Genomic DNA, 17,892 nt, shown 5'->3' with positions numbered 1-17,892 from the left:
CGAGGTCATCATGAAATCAGAAGCACGCACGCTCAATGCTGCGCCGATTGCCGCACCACCCGCGAAGGTGATTGCGCTAAAGGTGGCACCCGCAACGCGCCGGCGTCAACGTAGGTTACGTCCGTTGCTGCAGCGGCTGATTCCGGCCAGTTGCGGCATCATTCTGCTGTTGTTTATCTGGCAGCTGGCGTCAATGTCGAGCCAGGGTTTTCCCACGCCTTATGCCACCTGGCAAGCTGCCGTCACGTTGTTCGCCGATCCGTTCTACAACAACGGTCCCAACGATCAGGGCATTGGCTGGAACGTGGTGGCCTCTCTACAGCGGGTGGCGATTGGCTTTGGTCTGGCGGCGCTGGTGGGGATTCCCGCCGGGTTTCTGATTGGTCGCTTCAGCTTCGTCGCACACATGCTCAATCCAATCATCGCGCTGCTGCGCCCGGTCAGCCCGCTGGCGTGGCTGCCGATTGGCTTGCTGCTGTTCCAGCGTGCCGAACCGGCCTCAAGCTGGACCATTTTTATCTGCTCAATTTGGCCGATGGTGATTAACACCGCTGAAGGGGTGCAGCGCATTCCACAGGATTACCTCAACGTGGCGCGCGTGCTGCGGCTCAATGAGTGGACGGTGATGCGCCGCATTCTGTTCCCGGCGGTATTACCGGCGGTGCTAACCGGCATGCGTTTATCGATGGGCATCGCGTGGCTGGTGATTGTCGCCGCCGAAATGCTTACCGGTGGCCTTGGTATTGGTTTCTGGATCTGGAACGAGTGGAACAACCTCAACGTGGAAAACATTCTGATCGCCATTGTGGTGATTGGCGTGGTTGGGCTGCTACTCGAACAAGCGCTGATGCTGCTGGCGCGCCGTTTTAGCTGGGATAAATAAGGAAACGATAATGAATCCAATTATTCGCGTACAGCAGGTCAGCCAGCGCTTCAATACTGCCGGCGGTGAGTTCCTCGCACTCGATAATGTCAGTTTTGATATCCACGAAGGTGAAACGCTCAGTTTGATCGGTCACTCCGGCTGCGGAAAATCCACGCTGCTGAATCTGGTCGCCGGGCTGACGCAGCCGAGCAGCGGTGTATTGCTGTGTGAAAACCGAGAAATAAGCGGCCCCGGACCGGAGCGCGCCGTGGTGTTTCAGAACCATTCGCTGCTGCCGTGGCTGACGGCTTATCAAAACGTTGAGCTGGCGGTGCAGCAAGTATTCAAAGGCCAAATGAGTAAAGGCGAGATGCGTGAGTGGATTGAACACAACCTCAATCGTGTGCAGATGGGGCATGCGCTACACAAACGTCCATCAGAGATATCCGGCGGCATGAAACAACGCGTGGGCATTGCGCGGGCGCTGGCAATGAAGCCGCGCGTGCTACTGCTTGATGAGCCATTCGGTGCGCTGGACGCGCTAACGCGAGCGCATCTGCAGGACAGCGTGATGCGTATTCAGCAGGAGCTCAATACCACCATTGTGCTGATCACGCACGATGTAGATGAAGCTGTATTGCTATCCGATCGCGTGTTGATGATGACCAACGGACCGGCCGCGCAGGTGGGAGACATCCTTGCCATCAATCTGCCGCGTCCGCGTTCACGCGTGGCGCTCGCCGACGAACCACGCTATCACCAATTGCGCCAGCAGATCCTGCACTTTCTGTATGAAAAACAAACGGCTGTAGCGTAAGGAGCAACTATGGTGCAGCGACTGGTGGTGATCGGGAACGGTATGGCGGCGATGCGCATGGTAGAGACCCTGCTGCAACGTGCAGCAGATCGTTACACTGTCACGGTAATTGGCCGTGAACACCACGGTAACTATAACCGTGTCCAGCTGTCGCCGGTGCTGGCGGGTGAACAAGCCTTTAACGAGACGCTGATTCATACACCCGAGTGGTACGCCGCACATCAGGTTCTGCTCTTGATGGGAGAAGAGGCGCTGCAGGTGAATATTGACGCCCGCACGGTGCAGACGGATCGGCGCACGTTGTATTGGGACAAGCTGGTATTTGCCTGCGGATCGCAGCCGCGTATGCCCGATTTACCTGGTATTCATCGCCCTCATGTACAGGGTTTTCGTACCGTGCGCGATGTGGAAACGTTGCTGGCCTCTCTCGGTCCGGTGGTGGTGCTCGGCGGCGGATTTGTCGGCGTCGAAGCGGCGGCGGCGCTGCGTCAGCGTGGGCGTGACGTTACGCTATTGCATCACCGCCCATGGCTGCTCGATCGCCAACTGGATGCCAAAGCAGGTGCGCTGTTGCAGCAGCATCTCACGCAGCGCGGTATTACCTGTCGGCTCGGCGTGTCATTGCAGTCGATTGGCGCTGATAGCGTCACGCTGAGCGAGGGTGATGATATTGCCGCGCAACAGGTGGTGATCGCCATCGGTGTGCTGCCGGAGATTGCGCTGGCACAGGCGGCAGGCGTGCCCTGTCAGCGCGGCATTATCGTCAATCGCCAATTGCAAAGCGCGCTGCCGGATGTCTATGCCCTCGGCGAATGCTGCGAAATCAGCGGTGAAACCTTCGGCTTAATTGCACCTTGCCTGGCGCAAGCGACGGTACTGGCGGCGCATCTTGCCGGTGAACCGCTGGCTGACTTTTATTACCAGGAAAACGGCACACGACTGAAAGTCAGCGGCATTGAGATGTTCAGTGCGGGTGACATCGGCGAAGGCGAATCCATTAGCAGTTTTGATTCTGTTAACCGGCACTATCGCCGGCTGTTTTTGCGCGATGGCGCACTGCGCGGCGTGCTGCTGTTTGGCGACAGCCAGGCGTCCGGTACGTTGCTGCCCTCACTTCAGCAGGCCGCACGCGTGGGAATCAACGCGCTGTTCGGTCTTGACGACAACATAACGCAGCCGAGCGCTGCAGGAAGCCCGATGATGAGCAAACCACTTCTCGCCGTGATTGGTCACGGTATGGTCAGCCACCATTTTCTCGAGCACATGGTGAGTCGCGAACTGCATCAGCACTATCACATTGTGGTATACGGCGATGAGCCGCAAATGGCCTACGACCGCGTGCATCTGACCGACTATTTCAACGGGAAAAGCGCCGACGATTTGTCACTGGTGAGCGATAACTTCTTTCAGCAACACGGCATCGAACTGCGCAGCGGTTGTGAAGTGGTGGCGATTGATACGGAAAAACGCAGTTTGCGTGATGCCAGTGGTGCGGAACTGGCGTGGGACAAGCTGGTGCTGGCAACCGGTTCAGTGCCGTTTGTGCCACCGGTGCCGGGTCATGATGATGCGCGCTGCTTTGTCTATCGCACGCTGGCCGATCTGGATGCGATTGCCGACTGCGCCAAACGAGCGACGCGTGGCGTGGTGATTGGCGGTGGGCTGCTGGGTCTTGAAGCCGCCAATGCGCTAAAGCAACTCGGGCTGGAAACGCATGTGGTGGAGTTTGCTCCGCGCCTGATGGCGGTCCAGCTGGATGAGGGCGGTGCGCAGATGCTGCGCGGCAAAATCAGTGCGCTTGGCGTACAGGTGCATACCAGCAAACAAACCGAAGCGATTGAGCGTTTGCCGGATGGTAGCCTACAGCTGCGCTTTGCCGATGGCAGCGTGCTGGAAACCGATTTACTGGTGTTCTCAGCCGGTATTCGCCCGCGTGATGCGCTGGCGCGGGCGGCGGGCATCCAACTGGGCGAGCGTGGCGGCATTCAGATTGATGACGCGTGCACCACCAGCGCTGCAGGAGTGTATGCAATTGGTGAATGTGCGCTGTGGCAAGGGCAGATTTTTGGCTTGGTTGCGCCCGGCTATCAGATGGCGCGCGTGCTGGCGGCGCAGCTGGCGCAGGAAGATCTGGTGTTCGGCGGCGCCGACATGAGCACCAAACTCAAGTTGCTAGGCGTGGAAGTGGCGTCGTTTGGCGATGCGCATGGCCGCACCGCCGACAGCCAAAGTTATCAATGGATCGACAATCCCAAAGGCATCTACAAAAAACTAGTGGTGTGCAAAGATCGTAAAACCCTGCTCGGCGGTGTGCTGGTGGGTGACAGTGGTGATTACGCCAGCCTGCTGCAAATGATGCTCAATCAGCTGCCGTTGCCGGAAGCACCTGAAAGCCTGATTCTGCCAGCGCTCGACGGTGCGCCAGCCAAAGCGCTGGGTGTTGCGGCCCTGCCGGACAGCGCGCAAATCTGTTCATGCCATAACGTCAGCAAGGCAGACATTTGCAGCGCGGTGCAGAGCGGCTGCCGTGATATGACAGCGATCAAAAGCTGCACCAAAGCGGCAACGGGCTGCGGCGGTTGTAGCGCGTTGGTGAAACAGGTGATGGAGTGCCAGCTCGCCAGCCAGGGCGTGGAAGTGAAGAAGGACATTTGCGAGCATTTTGCTTACTCACGCCAGCAGTTGTATCACCTGATCCGTGTGGGCAACATCACCACCTTTGAGCAACTGTTGCAGCTCCACGGACGTGGGCACGGCTGTGAAGTGTGCAAACCGCTGGTCGGATCGTTGCTGGCGTCGTGCTGGAACGATTACCTGCTGAAGCCGGAGCATCTGCCACTGCAGGATACCAACGATCGCTACTTCGCCAATATTCAGAAAGATGGCACCTATTCGGTGGTACCGCGGGTGCCAGCGGGTGAGATCACGCCACAAGGATTGATTGCTATTGGTGAAGTGGCGGCGCGTTATGATCTTTACACCAAAATTACCGGTGGTCAGCGCATCGATCTGTTTGGTGCGCGACTTGATCAACTGCCGGATATCTGGGAACAGCTAATTGCGGCGGGATTCGAAACCGGCCACGCCTACGGTAAATCACTGCGCACGGTAAAATCCTGCGTCGGATCCACCTGGTGTCGCTATGGCGTGCAAGATTCCACCGCTTTCGCCATCGCGTTGGAGAATCGCTATAAAGGATTGCGCGCACCGCACAAAATCAAAATGGCGGTTTCCGGCTGCACGCGTGAATGCGCCGAAGCACAGAGCAAAGATATTGGCGTGATTGCTACGGATAAAGGCTGGAACCTGTACGTGTGTGGCAACGGTGGGATGAAGCCGCGCCATGCCGATCTGTTCGCCAGCGATCTGGATGACGAAACCTTGCTGCGCTATGTTGACCGCATTTTGATGTTCTATGTGCGCACCGCGGATCGTCTGCAACGAACCAGCGTGTGGATGGATAACATGGCGGGCGGGCTGGCGTATCTGCGGCAGGTGGTGATCGAGGATTCGCTCGGTATTGCTGGGCTACTGGAGCTGGAGATGCAGCGAGTGGTCGATCGTTACCAATGCGAGTGGCACTGCACGCTACAGGATCCCTCGCGTCGCGCGCTGTTTACCACCACCATCAACAGCGAACAGCCGGACGAAACCCTCAATTATGTGCAGGCACGCGGCCAGCGCCAGCCGGCGTCGTTGGAGACCATCCCCATCACCACCTTGCCCGCTGAACCCTGGAGCGCAATTTGTGATGCCGATGCGATTCCACCTTCTGCCGGGATTGGCGCGCGACTCGGCAGTCAGCGCGTCGCGTTGTTCCGCTTCGGCGAGGCGATTTACGCGCTGGAAGATATTGAACCCGGCACCTCAGCCAGCGTGCTGTCACGCGGTATTCTCGGTGATGTAGCGGGTGAGCCGGTGGTGATTTCTCCGCTCTACAAACAGCGTGTGCGACTGCGCGACGGGCAAAGCCTTGATAATGCTGAGCATCAGCTGCGCTGCTGGCCGGTACGCGTGGAGGGCGGCAAAGTATGGCTCGGTCATCAGCCCATTCTCGCGCTGGCGGCGGCATCATGAAAACCACCTGTCCCTACTGTGGCGTGGGCTGCGGCGTGGAGGTTAACGCGTTGGATGCGCCGGTCAGCGGCGATCGCCAGCATCCGGCTAATTTTGGTCGACTGTGTGTGAAAGGTTCGGCGCTGGGCGACACCCTGACGCACGAAGGGCGTTTGCTGTGGCCGCAGATCAACGGTCAACGCGTCAGCATGGATGCCGCGCTGGATCATGTGGCGGCAGGATTTCGGCGCATCATCAATCAGTACGGCCCGCAGGCAGTGGCCTTTTACGGCTCGGGTCAGTTGCTGACGGAAGATTATTACACGGCCAATAAGCTGATGAAGGGCTTTATTGGCGCGGCCAATATTGATACCAATTCGCGGCTCTGTATGGCCTCAGCGGTGGTCGGCTATAAACGTGCTTTTGGCGCCGATGCCGTGCCGTGCTGCTATGACGATTTCGAACAGGCCGATCTGGTGGTGCTGGTGGGCTCTAACGCGGCGTGGGCGCATCCGGTGGCGTGGCAGCGCCTGGTGCAGGCAAAAGCCGATCGCCCGGAAATGCAGCTGATCGTGATCGATCCACGTCGCACCGCCAGTTGTGATATTGCCGACCTGCATTTGGCGCTGCAACCGGGATCCGATAGCGCGCTATTTGCCGGGTTGCTGAACTGGCTGGCGCATCATGACGGCGTGGATGCCAGCATGTTGCCGCATCTGACGAATGTGGAAAGCACCTTAGCCGCCTGTGAAGCCTGGGATGTGGCAACGGTGGCAGAAGCTTGCCAGCTGAGCGAGCGCGACATCCTCGCTTTTTGGCAGCAGTTCACCTTTCAGTCGCGCGTCCTGACGCTGTGGTGCATGGGTATCAATCAGTCGCAAACCGGCAGCGATAACAACAATGCCATCATCAATGCGCATTTGCTGACGGGCAAAATGGGTCGGGCAGGCTGCGGTCCGTTTTCGCTGACCGGACAGCCGAACGCCATGGGCGGACGTGAGGTGGGCGGCTTAGCCAATCAGCTGGCGGCGCATATGGGTTTTGGTGAGGAAGACGTTGATCGGCTAGAGCGTTTCTGGGGGACCAAACGCGTTGCGCGCCAGCCCGGATTCTCTGCGGTCAATCTGTTCAATGCCATCGAACGTGGCGACGTCAAAGCGGTATGGATCATGGGCACCAATCCCGCGGTTTCCATGCCAGAAGGCAATCGCGTGGCACAGGCGTTGGCGAAATGCGATCTGGTGGTGGTATCAGAAGTCAGTGCCCACAGCGATACCGCGCAGTTTGCCGACGTGCTATTGCCAGCGCAGGCGTGGGGCGAGAAAAACGGTACGGTGAGCAACTCCGAACGGCGTATTTCACGCCAGCGCAGTGTTATCGCGCCGGCAGGTGAGGCCAAAGCCGATTGGTGGCTGCTAACGCAGGTAGCAAAACGACTCGGCTTTGGCGCGGCGTTTACGTGGCAGCATCCCGCTGAAATTTTCGCCGAGCACGCCGCGCTATCGGGCTTTGAGAATCACGGCACACGCGCCTTCGATATCAGCGGGCTGGCACAGATGACACGCGAAGAGTATGACCAGCTAGCGCCGGTGCAGTGGCCGCTCAACGCCCGGGCACCCAGCGGTACCGCGCGGTTATTTGCCGATCGCCGTTTCTTTTATGCCGACGGCAAAGCACGTCTGCTGCCGCCAGCCATCCCTATCAAAACTCACACGGATACCCATTATCCCCTGCTAATGAATACCGGGCGCATTCGCGATCAGTGGCATACCATGACGCGCACTGGCAACGTGCCGCGTCTGATGCAGCATTACGATGAGCCCTTTGTCGCGTTGCATCCGCTGGACGCGGCAGCGAAGGGATTGAGTCAGGGCGATGTGACGCGCGTGCAGTCAAAGCTGGGCTGGTGGAGCGGACGCGTACTGATTGATAACGGACTTCAGCGTGGACACGTATTTATACCGATGCACTGGACGCGGCAGTTTAGCGGGCAGGCCAATGTGGATGGATTAGTTGCCGCCAACTGTTGTCCTGCTTCGGGTCAGCCAGCATTAAAGCAAACCGCGGTGCGCCTGCAGCCGCTGCGACCGAGCTGGCAGGGCTGGTTGTGGCTGCCGCAGATCATCGCGCCGCCGCATCTGCTGTATTGGTCGCGTGCGCCACAGCCCGGGGTGCAGCGCTACGTGCTGGCGGGTGATACCCAAGCTAGCGCGTGGCTGATGCAGATCCCGGGCATGTCTGAATTGCAATGGCAACAGGCGCAGGCAGGGCAGCAGTTGCATTGGCTCGGCTGGCGGGACGGCAAGCTGGCATGTGCTTTTTATGCTGGGCCGTGGTTACCGGAGATTGACCATGCCTATGTCGCCCAGGCTTTCAGCCAGACGCCAGCGTCACCGCAGCAGCGACACGTGTTGCTGGGCGGCCGCCCGGCGCAGGGTGCCAGCCAGGGGCGCACGCTTTGCAGCTGCTTTGGCGTGGGAGAAGTGGCGATCCGCCGGGCTATTGAACAGGGCTGCGGCTCTCCGGCAGCGCTCGGCGCCGTACTGAAGTGCGGCACCAACTGTGGCTCCTGCATCCCGGAGCTAAAACAACTGCTCTCATCTCTGCGCGTGGCGCAGTAACGGAGAACCTCATGACGCAAGCCAGTGACTCCCTTGATAAGCTGTTTAATCCATCAGGCCGTGAGCATCCTCCAGGCACTGTCTGGTTGGTTGGTGCAGGCCCGGGTGATGTGGAACTGCTCACGCTAAAAGCCTGGCGGCTCATCAACAGCGCCGATGTTGTGGTGTATGACCGGTTAGTGAGCGAGGCGATTATGGCCGAAGTGCCACCTGCGACGCTGGCGATAGATGTCGGCAAAAAGCCCGGCAGCCACGGCTTAAAGCAGGCGCAGATCAATCAACTGCTGGTGGATTTAGCCCGCAGCGGGCGGCAAGTGGTACGGCTGAAAGGCGGCGATCCCTTTATCTTCGGACGCGGTGGCGAAGAGATGGTGTTTCTTCAGCAGGCGGGGATTACGTGTCAGGTGGTGCCGGGCATTACCGCCGCCGCCGGATGTGCAGCAGCCAGCGGAATTCCCTTGACGCACCGCGATTGCGCACAGTCGCTGCGGTTAATCACCGGTCACGGCAAAAGCGGTGAACCGCATCTGGCCGATGCCAGCCTTTCCACAGACAACCAGACGCTGGTGTTTTATATGGGGCTGAAGTGGAGCGCTAGCATCAGCGCCCAGCTACTGGCGCAGGGACGCAGCGCCGAGACGCCCGTTGGCATTATCGAAAACGGGACCCGCGTGGATCAGCGAGTGATAATCACCACCCTTGCTGAACTGCCGCAGACGGTGGCGCGTGAACAGCCGCAGTCGCCCGCGCTGTTACTGGTGGGCGAGGTGGTGCGCTTTTATCGCCTGCCGCACACCCAGCAAACAGCGCCGCAGCAGAACACAATTTCACTTATGGCTAAATAAACTCACATTTCCCCCCTCTAATCCTCGCTTTAGCCTGACAGGGTTTTGGCATTCTATGCTCAGAATTCCTGCCAGCTGAGGTGCGTTGTGGCTGAAGAGAGTAACGAGGACAAAACAGAATCGCCCACACCCCACCGACTTGAGAAAGCGCGTGAGGAAGGGCAGATTCCGCGTTCGCGCGAGCTGACTTCAGTGATGATGCTGTTGATTGGATTGCTGATCTTGTGGGTCGGCGGCAACAGCATGGCGGAGCGTCTGGCCAGCATGGTCGCGACCGGTTTTCGTTTTGATCACGGCATGGTGAACGACGACAAAGTCATTATTGGTCACATAGGCAGCCTGATTAAGCAGGCGGTCATCGCGCTGCTGCCGCTTATGGGCGGCTTAGTGGTGGTGGCGATTGCCGGACCGATGGCGCTGGGCGGCCTCAACTTCAGCGGTAAATCCATCAAATTCGACCTCAAAAAGCTCAACCCACTCACGGGCATCGGCCGTATGTTCTCCGGGCAAACCGCGGCTGAGTTGGTGAAATCCATTATGAAAGCGGTGCTGGTGGGGGTGGTGGCCGGTTGGTACATCTGGAGCCACTGGGAAGAGATGCTACGCCTGATGAGCGAATCGCCGGTCAATGCGCTGCATCATGGGTTGTCGATGATTGCCGCCTGCTGCGGGCTGGTCATGCTGGGATTGTTCCCGATGGTGGGCTTTGACGTGTTCTGGCAGCTCTACAGTTACTTCAAAAAGCTGAAGATGACGCGCCAGGAAATCCGCGACGAACATAAGCAGAATGAAGGCGATCCCCATGTTAAAGGGCGTATTCGTCAGGCGATGCGCGCCGCCGCGCGCCGCCGCATGATGGCCGATGTGCCGAAAGCCGATGTCATCGTCACCAACCCGACGCACTATTCGGTGGCGCTGAAGTATCAGGAAGGCAAGATGAGCGCGCCGAAAGTGGTGGCCAAAGGTGCAGGCGATATCGCCTTAAAAATTCGTGAATTAGCCAAAGAGCACCGTATCCCGATTCTTGAAGCACCGCCGCTCGCGCGTGCCTTGTATCGACACACAGAAATTGGTCAGTTCATCCCCGGCGCGCTGTATGGCGCGGTGGCCGAAGTACTGGCGTGGGTTTGGCAGCTGCGACGCTGGAAGCGTGAAGGCGGCCTGATTCCAAACAAACCAAAAAACCTGCCGGTTCCGGCAGATATGGACTTTGCAGGAGAGAACAGAAACGATGGCTAATTTAGCCGAGAAGCTGCGTTTACCGGGCAACTTTAAAGACACGCAATGGCAGGTGCTGGCTGGCCCGGTACTGATCATGTTGATCCTGTCGATGATGGTGCTGCCGTTACCCGCATTCATTCTTGACCTGCTGTTCACCTTTAACATTGCGCTGTCGATCATGGTGCTGCTGGTGGCGATGTTCACCCAGCGCACGCTGGAGTTCGCCGCATTCCCGACCATTCTGCTGTTCTCGACGCTGCTGCGTCTGGCGCTGAACGTCGCCTCCACCCGTATCATTTTGCTGGAAGGCCATACCGGCGCCGACGCCGCCGGACGCGTGGTGGAAGCCTTTGGTCACTTTCTGGTGGGGGGCAACTTCGCCATCGGTATCGTGGTGTTCATCATCCTCGTTATCATCAACTTCATGGTCATCACCAAAGGTGCCGGACGTATCGCCGAAGTCGGTGCACGTTTCGTACTGGATGGAATGCCCGGCAAACAGATGGCGATCGATGCCGACCTCAACGCCGGCTTAATTGGCGAGCAAGAAGCCAAGCAACGCCGTACCGAAGTGACGCAGGAAGCTGATTTCTACGGCTCGATGGACGGTGCGAGTAAGTTCGTTCGCGGTGATGCCATCGCCGGTATCCTGATCATGGTGATTAACATCATCGGCGGCCTGTTGGTCGGCGTGGTGCAGCACGGTATGGATCTCGGTCACGCTGGCGAAACCTACACGCTGTTAACCATCGGTGATGGCCTGGTGGCGCAGATCCCGGCGCTGGTGATCTCCACTGCCGCCGGTGTCATCGTTACCCGCGTGGGCACCGATCAGGATGTCGGCGAGCAGATGGTGACCCAGCTGTTCAAGAATCCGCGTGTGCTGATGCTGAGTGGCGGCGTGATTGGTTTGCTGGGCCTGGTGCCGGGCATGCCCAATCTGGTCTTCCTGCTGTTTACCGCCGCGCTGTTGGGCCTGGCCTGGTGGCTGCGCGGCCGCGAAATGCAGCCGAAGAAACCCGCAGAAGCCTCAGGTTTGGTGAAACCTCAGGAAACGCCCGCCACCGTGGAAGCGTCATGGACCGATGTGCAGCTGGAGGATTCGCTCGGCATGGAAGTGGGTTATCGCCTGATTCCGATGGTCGATCACCTGCAAAACGGCGAACTGCTGGGACGCATCCGCAGTATTCGTAAGAAGGTCGCGCAGGAGGTGGGCTTCCTGCCGCCGGTGGTGCATATCCGTGACAACATGGAACTGCCGCCCGCACGTTACCGCATCCTGATGAAAGGCGTGGAGATTGGCAGCGGTGATGCCTATCCGGGCCGCTGGATGGCGATCAATCCTGGCACCGCCGCCGGTTCGCTGCCGGGTGAGCCGACCGTCGATCCGGCCTTTGGTCTGGCGGCGATCTGGATCGACAGCGCCCTGAAAGAGCAGGCGCAGATTCAGGGCTTTACCGTGGTAGAAGCCAGCACCGTGGTGGCAACGCATCTCAATCACCTGATTGGACAATACGCCAGCGAGCTGTTTGGCCGTCAGGAAGCGCAGCAGCTGTTAGATCGCGTCACGCAGGAGATGCCAAAGCTGACCGAAGATCTGGTGCCGGGCGTCATTACCCTGACCACGCTGCACAAAGTACTGCAAAACCTGCTGACCGAGCGGGTGTCAATTCGCGATATGCGCACCATTATCGAAACGCTGGCGGAACATGCGCCAGTGCAAAACGATCCGCAAGAGCTGACCAGCGTGGTACGCGTGGCGCTGGGACGTGCGATCACCCAACAGTGGTTCCCAGGCAACGGCGAAGTGCAGGTGATTGGCCTCGACGCCACCCTGGAACGTTTGCTGCTGCAAGCACTGCAGGGCGGCGGCGGACTCGAACCCGGTCTGGCGGATCGCTTACTGGTGCAGGCGCAAGGCGCACTGCAGCAGCAAGAGATGGTGGGCGCGCCACCGGTGCTGCTGGTGAATCATCCGCTGCGTGCGCTGCTGGCGCGCTTCCTGCGCCGCAATCTGCCGCAGCTGATTGTGTTGTCGAATATGGAGCTGACCGATAACCGTCAGATCCGCATGACCGCTACCATTGGAGGCAAGTAATGCGTCGCTGGTGCTGGGCATTAATGATGTTGCCGATGATGGCGTTGCCGCTCGCTGCCAACGCGGCCAGCGGTGCCTGGACCGCCAACGCCAGCGGCCCCAGCCTCGGCGTGCGCGGTAACTGGCTGATAACACCCGCGCTGCGTGCGCCGTCAAGCGCGCCGGGCACTATTTCGGTGGTGAACTGGCGTTATCAGCTTAGCCGTCCTGCGCCGTCGGGATTGGTGGTGCGTTTGTGTGCGGCCGATCGCTGTGTCGAAATCGAAGGGGCCAGCGGCAGTACGCGTGGCTTAGCCAATGTGGCAGCGGAAGAGACGCTGCATCTGGCGTTTGGATTTCAGGGGAAGGGCGCATTGCCGCCGGGCTTGCGCGTGGTGAGCAGTGAAGTGACGGTGAATTATCAGTAACCGTTAATACATCGGCGACGCACCATGCGCCGCCGATAGCGTTGATTAAGGCTTATCCCCCTGACTGAAGGTGGGTGGTGAAGCCAGTTTTGCATCCTGCCTTAACGCTTTCACCTGCTTCGCACTGACGTTGGCTGCCGCCGGATTACCAAACTGCTGAGTGACAAAGTTACTGACGTCCGCCACCTGCTGGTCGCTGAGCTCTGGCGCAAAGGCCGGCATAAAGACTTCGCCTTCGGTCATGTGGCGTTGTACGCCGTTGAGGATTACCGACACCACATTGAGCGCATCGGCCGCGCCGGTGCTGGTGTGATGATATAACGACGGATAAGCATGGAAACCGCTACCCGATCCCGCACCTTCCGCCCCGTGGCAGCTGGCACAGTTACCGGCAAACAGCACGGCACCGGGCTGGGCGTTGCGCGTCGCGTCATCGGTGCCACGCAGTGCAATCAGCGCAGTGGAAGGTTGTCCCCAGCTGTCGCGTGGATGGGTTTGCTGCTGGTCCGGCTGGGGCTTGACGCTGCGCAAATAGGTGGCGATATCCTGCAAGTCACTGTCCGGCAGATGCTGCAGACTGTGCTCAATCGCTTCGGCCATCGGGCCGGAGGCGCTGGCTTTATGGGCAACAAATCCGGTTTTCAGGTAGGTCACCAACTGCTGCTGACTCCAGTCACCGATGCCAGCCTGTTTATCCGGCGTGATGTTGTACGCCATCCAGCCGCCGAGATCGCCGCCGGCCAGCGCTTTATCGTTGTCCATGCCCATGGTCAGATTACGCGGCGTATGACAGGTGCCGCAGTGTGCAAGCGCTTCGACCAGATAGCGACCGTTATTCCACTGCGCGCTCTGCTGCGCATCGTTCTGTAATTCGCCCTTATCAAAGTTAAACCACTTCCAGAAGCGCATCCCCCAACGTTGGTTGAACGGGAACGGCAGGTCGGTTTGCGGTGAGGCCTGATGTACCGGCGGCATCGACAGCAAATAGGCTTTGATCGCCAGCACATCGTCGCGCTTCATTTTGGTGAAGGAGTCATACGGCATCGCCGGATAGAGCTGCTCGCCGTTTTTGCCAATGCCGTCGCGCACCGCAGCAACGAACTGATCGTCGCTCCAGTTGCCGATACCGTACTGCTTATCGGACGAGATATTGCTGCCCCAAATCTGGCCGAAAGGCGTACTCACCGCAAAGCCGCCGCCAAACAGCGGGCCGTTGGTCGCGGTATGGCAAGCGGTACAGTCACCGGCACGCGCCAGATATTCGCCGCGCTTAATCTGGGCGGCATTGTCAGCCGCTTGCGCCACGGCGCACTGCATCAGGACCACCGCGATAGCGGCCTGAATAAATACAGGTTTCATCGGGGCTCCTTATAAGCTTGCCAGAACGCTGTCGGCCATACGCAGCGCCAGCGCGGTTCCGGTCAGCGTTGAATTGACCGTTGAGGCCGACGGCATAATGCCGGTACCGGCGATAAACAGGTTCGGGTGATCGTGGGTACGGCAGTGACCGTCCACTACCGAATCCTGCGGATTACTGCCCATGATCATGGTGCCGGTAATGTGCTGGTTGTTGTCATAAACGCCGCGCTTGCTGTAGACCGCCTCCGTTCCACCCATCTGTTTCACCATGCGCTGGAAGTCGATCATCGACTGGTCATAGCCGCGATGCACATATTCCGGGAAGCTGTAATACACCTCGAGTCGTGGTATGCCCCAGGCATCCTTCTCGGTTTTGCTCAGCGTGACGCGGTTCTGCGGCTCTGGAAGCATCTCCAGCAGGCACTTCAGCTGGACAAAACGCTCGGCCTGGAAGGCCAGCTTGTCGTTAAGCGCCTTGCCATAATAGCCCTGACGTACCAAACGCTCGGTGAGATAGCGCACCGGCGACGTGTTCGCGAGGTCGATACGCAGCGCAGAACGCTCACCGCGAAATTCGCCGTCGCGCAGATTATTGATGCTACCGGGCCGCATCGGGCCACGGCCAAACCACACCGGCTCATCGGCGTAGAACTCAACTGACGATCCGGGATGATCCATGAGGTTGCGGCCCACCATGCCGGAACGGTTGGCGATGCCGTTCGGGTAGCGATCGCTGGTTGAAAGCAGCAGGATTTTCGGGCTTTCGATGCCGTTGGCCGTCAGGACAAACTGTTTGCCGGTGACGCGATGACGCGCTTTATTCTGATCGAGATAATGCACTGCCTGAATCGTGCCTTTATCGTCGGCCTCAATGCGAAACACCACCGCATTGGTAACGATTTTTACGCCAGCATCCAGCGCCTTACGTGCGGCGATGCCGCCGTGGTACTGCGCATCAATCGGACACACCGGCATGCAGTTATTGTTGCCGCAGCAGGCCGGGCGTCCGTCATAGGCGATGCTGTTGCGCGCCTGTGGACCAATGCCAACCTCATAACCCAGCGGACCGAGACGCTGCTTCAGGCGATCGAAACCGTAGGGCAGCGGAATACCCGGCAGCGGGTAAGGGCGTGAACGCGGCGAAGCCAGATCGCTGTCACCGGAAACGCCCATCTGGTATTCGGCGTCACAGTAATAGGGTTCCAGTTCGGCATAGCTGATCGGCCAGTCGCGGCCAATGCCGTACAGCGACTGAATACGCATATCGTTCGGCAACAAGCGGAACGCTTGTCCAGCCCAGTGCCATGTGGTGCCGCCGGTGCCGCGCAGATATTGGGCGCGATAGGGATCCGGGCCTTTCTGGATCAGGTAATTGTTATCGCTGGGGATGAACTTCGGCTGCGGCGCCCACGGCTGCGGTGGGTAAGGTTCGGTGAAGTCGCCCTTAAACGGCGAGTTGCGGAAATACTCCACCGCCTGATCGCGTTTAATCTCCGGTCCGGACTCCAGCATCAGTACCGACGCGCCAGCGTTGGCCATCTTTAGTGCCGCCAGTGAACCGGCAATCCCGGCACCAATCACCACCACATCGGCGCTTAATGAATCAGACATGTGCTCTCCTTGCAGGCGGCTGCGTCCAGAAGTTAGGTTGCCCCGGCGCGTAGCTCGGTGGTAACAGGGAATCGCGTACCAGCTGATAGCTGACAATATTTTCGAAGGCGATGCACTGCGGGTGCGGCAGCGGACCGACAATGCCCAGATACCAGCCGGAAACCAACGTTTGATAAAGATCGTTCAGGGCTTTGGGCTGCGTACCCAACAGCGTCAGCAGGCTACTGCCGTTGGCGGCGGGCTGCTGCTGCAGCAGCGCACTGAGCGTATCGAGTTGGCTATCCAGCTGCGGAACATGGTCGTGCAGCCAGCTGTACAGGCGCTGCGCCAGTATGGCATCCGGCTGGTCCAGCCCGGTCAGGCTGACGGAAATCGCGCGAAAACTGGCGGAGGGCGCGACGGCTGCGGCCAGGGGTGGCGAGGCGAAAGCCAGGCTCGCGGGTAGCACCTGCGTCAGGACGCCAGCCACCAACAGGCCCGCCGTGCCGGTCAGCAACCGGCGGCGTGAAAGAGTCATCATGGAAATCCCCGAACGTTATTTCAGCGCCTGAGCGGCAGCCTCTGAAGCCTGGTTATCCAGCTCCTGTTTTGGCGTGCTGACACCAACGGCGCCAACCACTTCGTTTTGCAGAGACAGCGGGAAACCGCCGCCGAGAGCCACGGCATGTGGGATGGCCAGTACCGTGGTTTCGCCACTCTGCAGACGCTGCATAAATTTCAGAGAAGGGGCGTGATAGAGCGCAGAAGTCCGTGCTTTGCCAATCGCGGCATCGACGCAGCCCGGCGAGGCACCGTCAAGGCGCTGGAAGGCCAGCAGCGTGCCGCTGGCATCAACTACCGCCACGCAGCCGGTGCTGTGCTGGGCACTGATGCTGTTTTTCACACGGGTCATAACCTGGTTGGTGTGAGAGGCGTCCAGCGTGGCTGCGCTGGCCTGGCCAATACCCGCTGCCAGCAGCAGGGAAAGGGTGACAGATGCTCTAATCTTCATGTTTTGCTTCCGATATTTATTGTTTTAAAACGCGTTTCTCGTCTCGCTTACGCTACGCTGTTGCAAAAATGTAAACAATCGCCGATAAACAAAACGCATACCTCTATCCGCATAACTCATTGAGATGAATAAATTTTATCCAGCGTCGCTTGCCAGATGAACGGTGTCAGTTGTTGATAGCGCAGGGAACGGGCGTTTAACGCATCAATCAGGCCTTGCTGCGTGGCAACAATGGCTGCGCTCATGGCGGCCGGCACCTTGACGTCTTGCAGCGTTTTCACGACTTCCTGCATCTCTTCGGCGCGTCGCTGACCGTGCTCCGCCACGCGGCTAATCAGGTAGTGCGGCAGCTGATCGTTCCAGCCCAGTGAAGGGAAACTGGCGTGCAGCGAGTCGAGCACCGCTTGCTCAACGCCGTACTGCCGCGCTGCGCTCAGGCATTCGGTGGTGAGCGCCTCCAGGCCTTTAATCATCACGCTGCGGCACATCTTAATTGCCGAGGCTTCACCTACTTCGCATCCCAACATGCGGCTGTTGAGGCCCAGCTGTTGCAGCAGCGGCTGCACCTGCTCAGCCTGAGCACCGCCAAACAGCAGCGGCGTCGCCAGCCGCTTGGGCGGCACCGGCGCCATCACCGCCACGTCGATATAGCTGGCACCCGCGGCGTTAATCACTTCTGCCGCGGCGCGTTTGGTGTGCGGCGCCACCGAATTGAGATCGAGAAAATGCTGCCCAGCCTGTAACAGCGCTGCCGTCTGCTGTGCCACGTTAAGTGCCTGTGAAGCGGTAACGGTGGAGAACACCAGCGTGGTGTCCTGCAGCGCATCCGCCAGCGAAGCGGCCAGCCGCACGCCACTTTGTTGTGCTTTGAGCTGCAGCGTGGGCAGAGTTTCTGCCGCAAGGGCTTTGCGATCCCATACCGTCACCGCATTGCCCTGTGCCTGAAGGTCATGGGCGAGAATGCCGCCTGCTTCGCCAAAACCGATAAAGGTGATGTTCAT

At 59.2% G+C, this 17,892-nt stretch carries 13 protein-coding genes; 8 read left to right on the top strand and 5 right to left on the bottom strand.

Going from position 1 to position 17,892, the window contains the following annotated elements:
* The first annotated feature begins 10 nt into the window (after nucleotides 1–10).
* The 8 genes from ntrB to flhE all read left to right on the top strand — a co-directional run bounded on the left by ntrB (nucleotide 11) and on the right by flhE (nucleotide 12,930).
* Complete coding sequence (ntrB, locus tag ACRQ84_RS07050) at nucleotides 11–883, top strand: nitrate ABC transporter permease (protein ID WP_483817583.1); 873 nt, start codon at nucleotides 11–13, stop codon at nucleotides 881–883.
* 10 nt (nucleotides 884–893) lie between these two features.
* A complete protein-coding gene (locus tag ACRQ84_RS07045; protein WP_064738947.1) occupies nucleotides 894–1,682 on the top strand; it encodes an ABC transporter ATP-binding protein in 789 nt (262 codons plus the stop codon).
* Nucleotides 1,683–1,691: 9 nt separating this feature from the next.
* The gene (gene nirB, locus ACRQ84_RS07040; RefSeq protein ID WP_483817582.1) at nucleotides 1,692–5,759 is read left to right on the top strand and encodes a nitrite reductase large subunit NirB; all 4,068 of its coding nucleotides are present in this window, start codon (nucleotides 1,692–1,694) and stop codon (nucleotides 5,757–5,759) included.
* A complete protein-coding gene (locus tag ACRQ84_RS07035; protein WP_483817896.1) occupies nucleotides 5,756–8,359 on the top strand; it encodes a nitrate reductase in 2,604 nt (867 codons plus the stop codon). Before nirB ends, ACRQ84_RS07035 begins: the two co-directional genes overlap by 4 nt.
* 11 nt (nucleotides 8,360–8,370) lie before the next feature.
* Nucleotides 8,371–9,204, top strand: coding sequence for a uroporphyrinogen-III C-methyltransferase (gene cobA, locus ACRQ84_RS07030; protein ID WP_064738945.1), 834 nt, complete (start codon nucleotides 8,371–8,373; stop codon nucleotides 9,202–9,204).
* Between the two features lie 87 nt (nucleotides 9,205–9,291).
* Complete coding sequence (gene flhB, locus ACRQ84_RS07025) at nucleotides 9,292–10,443, top strand: flagellar biosynthesis protein FlhB (RefSeq protein ID WP_064738944.1); 1,152 nt, start codon at nucleotides 9,292–9,294, stop codon at nucleotides 10,441–10,443.
* Nucleotides 10,436–12,523, top strand: a complete 2,088-nt coding sequence (gene flhA / locus ACRQ84_RS07020) for a flagellar biosynthesis protein FlhA (protein WP_064738943.1) — start codon at nucleotides 10,436–10,438, stop codon at nucleotides 12,521–12,523. The genes flhB and flhA overlap by 8 nt, the downstream gene beginning before the upstream one ends.
* Nucleotides 12,523–12,930 carry a flagellar protein FlhE gene (gene flhE, locus ACRQ84_RS07015; protein WP_064738942.1) on the top strand — a complete coding sequence of 136 codons (408 nt, stop codon included), beginning with the start codon at nucleotides 12,523–12,525 and terminating at the stop codon, nucleotides 12,928–12,930. Before flhA ends, flhE begins: the two co-directional genes overlap by 1 nt.
* A gap of 45 nt (nucleotides 12,931–12,975) precedes the next feature.
* Here the strand turns inward: flhE and ACRQ84_RS07010 are convergent, their stop codons facing one another.
* The 5 genes from ACRQ84_RS07010 to ACRQ84_RS06990 all read right to left on the bottom strand — a co-directional run bounded on the left by ACRQ84_RS07010 (nucleotide 12,976) and on the right by ACRQ84_RS06990 (nucleotide 17,892).
* Nucleotides 12,976–14,289 (bottom strand): c-type cytochrome, encoded by a 1,314-nt coding sequence (locus ACRQ84_RS07010; RefSeq protein WP_483817581.1) that lies wholly within the window; start codon nucleotides 14,287–14,289, stop codon nucleotides 12,976–12,978.
* A 9-nt stretch (nucleotides 14,290–14,298) separates the two neighbouring features.
* Nucleotides 14,299–15,900 carry a GMC family oxidoreductase gene (locus ACRQ84_RS07005; protein WP_483817580.1) on the bottom strand — a complete coding sequence of 534 codons (1,602 nt, stop codon included), beginning with the start codon at nucleotides 15,898–15,900 and terminating at the stop codon, nucleotides 14,299–14,301.
* The gene (locus tag ACRQ84_RS07000; protein ID WP_483817579.1) at nucleotides 15,893–16,420 is read right to left on the bottom strand and encodes a sugar dehydrogenase complex small subunit; all 528 of its coding nucleotides are present in this window, start codon (nucleotides 16,418–16,420) and stop codon (nucleotides 15,893–15,895) included. The genes ACRQ84_RS07005 and ACRQ84_RS07000 overlap by 8 nt, the downstream gene beginning before the upstream one ends.
* A 15-nt stretch (nucleotides 16,421–16,435) precedes the next feature.
* Entirely contained in the window at nucleotides 16,436–16,891 is a 456-nt protein-coding gene (locus ACRQ84_RS06995; RefSeq protein WP_483817578.1) for a GlcG/HbpS family heme-binding protein, read from the bottom strand.
* 116 nt (nucleotides 16,892–17,007) lie between these two features.
* A complete protein-coding gene (locus tag ACRQ84_RS06990; protein WP_483817577.1) occupies nucleotides 17,008–17,892 on the bottom strand; it encodes an NAD(P)-dependent oxidoreductase in 885 nt (294 codons plus the stop codon).

It is taken from the genome of Pantoea sp. E2023-21 (genome assembly GCF_051302795.1).
Taxonomy (GTDB): domain Bacteria; phylum Pseudomonadota; class Gammaproteobacteria; order Enterobacterales; family Enterobacteriaceae; genus Pantoea; species Pantoea ludwigii_A.
This window is presented reverse-complemented; position numbering and strand designations above follow the sequence as displayed.